Source organism: Nocardioides sp. (assembly GCF_041600255.1).
Taxonomy (GTDB): domain Bacteria; phylum Actinomycetota; class Actinomycetes; order Propionibacteriales; family Nocardioidaceae; genus Nocardioides.
The window spans coordinates 1-2,739 of sequence record NZ_JBFIKK010000227.1; the positions used below are offsets into that span (position 1 = coordinate 1).

3 protein-coding genes are annotated in these 2,739 nt (G+C 70.4%); 1 reads left to right on the top strand and 2 read right to left on the bottom strand.

Annotation, left to right across the window (positions count from 1 at the left end):
• Window positions 1–165 precede the first annotated feature (165 nt).
• Window positions 166–942, bottom strand: coding sequence for an exodeoxyribonuclease III (locus ABZE72_RS16560; protein ID WP_372730136.1), 777 nt, complete (start codon window positions 940–942; stop codon window positions 166–168).
• A 37-nt stretch (window positions 943–979) separates the two neighbouring features.
• On the opposite strand from ABZE72_RS16560, the gene ABZE72_RS16565 reads away from it, so the two are divergent.
• Window positions 980–1,693, top strand: coding sequence for a phosphatidylcholine/phosphatidylserine synthase (locus ABZE72_RS16565; RefSeq protein WP_372730137.1), 714 nt, complete (start codon window positions 980–982; stop codon window positions 1,691–1,693).
• Here the strand turns inward: ABZE72_RS16565 and ABZE72_RS16570 are convergent.
• The coding region (locus tag ABZE72_RS16570; RefSeq protein WP_372730138.1) for a cysteine desulfurase-like protein at window positions 1,679–2,739 on the bottom strand (1,061 nt) is incomplete at its 5' end. The genes ABZE72_RS16565 and ABZE72_RS16570 overlap by 15 nt on opposite strands.

A 2,739-nucleotide genomic window follows, 5' to 3' on the forward strand; every position in this document is an offset into this window, starting at 1 on the left:
CGGGTCGGGGCCGGCGGAGGCGCGCGCCCAGAGCACGCCGACGAGGGCGCCGAGCAGGGCGCCGATGGCGAGGCAGCTGATCAGGGCCAGGTAAGTCGTGGTCTCCATGTTCACGAGCATGCCGGGGCCCACCGACAGTTCGGCGAAGGCGCCGCCGAGACCGGCTCAGACGAGGTCGACGACGACCGGGGCGTGGTCGGAGGCGCCGGTGCCGGCGCGCTCGTCCCGGTCGATGAACGCCCCGCTGACCCGCTCGGCCAGGGAGGGCGAGCCCAGCACGAAGTCGATCCGCAGCCCGCGGTTGCGCTCGAAGCGCTGCCGGAAGTAGTCCCAGTACGTGTAGACCTCGGGCCCCGGCGTGTGCGGGCGCACGACGTCGACGTACCCGTCGTCGAGGAACGCCCGGAACGCCGCCCGCTCGGGCTCGGTGACGTGCGTCGAGGTCCGGAACTGCTGGATGTCGAAGACGTCCTCGTCGAGCGGGGCGATGTTCCAGTCGCCGACCAGGGCGGTGTCCTCGCCCTGCCAGGCCTTCGCGACCTCGCGCAGACGGGCCAGCCACTCGAGCTTGTAGTGGTAGTGCGGGTCGTCGACCTTGCGGCCGTTCGGCACGTACAGCGACCACACCCGTACGCCGTCGCAGACCGCGCCGATCGCACGCGCCTCCTCGGTCACCGGGTCGCCGAACCCCGGCATGCCCGCGAAGCCGGTCTGCACGTCGTCCAGCCCCACCCGGCTGATGATCGCCACACCGTTCCACTGGTTCGTTCCGGCCGCAGCGACCTCGTAGCCCATCGACTGCAGACCCATCAACGGCAGCTGGTCCAGGCGGGCCTTGGTCTCCTGCAACGCCAGCACGTCCACGTCGTGGCGCTCCAGGAATGCCTCCACGCGATCGATGCGGGAGCGGAGGGAGTTGACGTTCCAGGTGGCGAGGCGCACGCCGACACCCTAGACAGGCCCTCTAGCGTGTTCTCCCATGGAGTCGACGACGCGGGCCGACCGCACCGCCGCATGGCTGGTTCATGCCTACACCGCGTCCGGGTCAGTGCTCGCGCTGCTGATGATCCACTTCGCCTACCTCGGCGAGGTGCGGACGGTGCTGTGGCTCTTCCTGGCGTCGATGGTGATCGACGGCAGCGACGGGTTCCTCGCTCGGCACTTCCAGGTGAAGACGCACGCCGCCAGCTTCGACGGCGCCCTGCTGGACAACATCGTCGACTACCTGACCTACGTGTTCGCCCCGGCGGTCCTGCTCTGGTCGAACGGCTACCTGCCGGACGGGGCCTTTGGTGGCGTGTGCGCCTCGGTCCCGCTGCTGGCCTCCTGCTACCAGTTCTGCCGCAGCGACGCGAAGACCGACGACCACTTCTTCCTCGGCTTCCCGAGCTACTGGAACGTGCTCGCCTTCTACGTGATCGTGCTGGACCTCGGGCCGTCGCTGACGGCGACGCTGCTGCTGGTCTTCGCGGTGCTGGTCTTCGTGCCGATCAAGTACGTCTACCCCTCGCGCACCGCCCGGCTCTGGACGCTGAACATGACCTTGGCGACCGTCTGGCTGGGTCTGTTCGCCTGGATCACCGCGCAGCTGCCGGATCCGGCGACCTGGCTGGTGATCACGTCGCTCGGCTACGTCGTCTACTACACCGCCGTGAGCCTCTGGCTCACCTTCGACAGCTCACGCGACTCCTGAGGCGGCCAGCTCCGCGACCCCGGCCACGAGCCGGTCCACGTCCTCCTCGGAGGTGTACGGCGCGATCCCGGCCCGTACGCCGCCCTCGTCGCCCAGCCCAGCCCACCGGGACGCCTCGATGGCGTAGAAGTTGCCCGCCGGGGCGTTCACCCCGAGCGAGGCCAGGTGTTCGTGCACCTCGCGCAGGGTGTGACCGGTCACCGAGAACAGCACCGTGGGGGTCCGGTCCTTCGGTCGCCCGTGCAGCGTGACGCCGTCGATCGAGGCGAGTCCACTCAGCAGCCGCTGCAGCAGGACGTCCTCGTGGCGCTCGACCGCGGTCATCGACTCCACCACCCGGTCGCGACGCGTGGGAGCGTCCGAGGCCAGGTCCGCGATGAAGTCGACCGCGGCGGTGACCCCGGCCAGCAGTTCGTAGGGAAGCGTGCCGATCTCGAAGCGCTCCGGGACGGCGTCACTGGAGGGCAGCAGCTTGTCCGGCGTCAGCGTCTCGAGCAAGGACGGCCTGGCCGCCAGCACGCCCAGGTGCGGGCCGAAGAACTTGTACGGCGAGCAGACCAGCACGTCGGCGCCCATCGCCACCATGTCGAGCGGGGCGTGCGCGGCCAGGTGGACGGCGTCCACGAAGACCAGGGCGTCGACCTCGTGGGCGGCTGCCGCGATCCCGGCCACGTCCGGACGGGTGCCGAAGAGGTTGGACGCGGCGGTGACGGCGACCAGCCGGGTCTGCACCGACAGCACCGACTCGATGTCGTCGAGCTCGGCGGTCTCCGGGTCGAAGTCCAGCCAGCGCACCGTGGCTCCGGCCCGCTCGGCGGCGATCAGCCAGGGCCGGATGTTCGAGTCGTGGTCGAGCCGCGTCACCACGATCTCGTCGCCCGGGCCCCAGTCGGCCGACAGGGTCCGAGCCAGGTCGAAGGTCAGCTGGGTCATCGAGCGGCCGAAGACGATGCCACGCGGGTCGCCGCCGACGAAGTCGGCCATCGCTGCGCGCGCCCCCAGGGTGACCGCGTCGGCGCGCCGTTCACCCTCGGTGATCGAGCCCC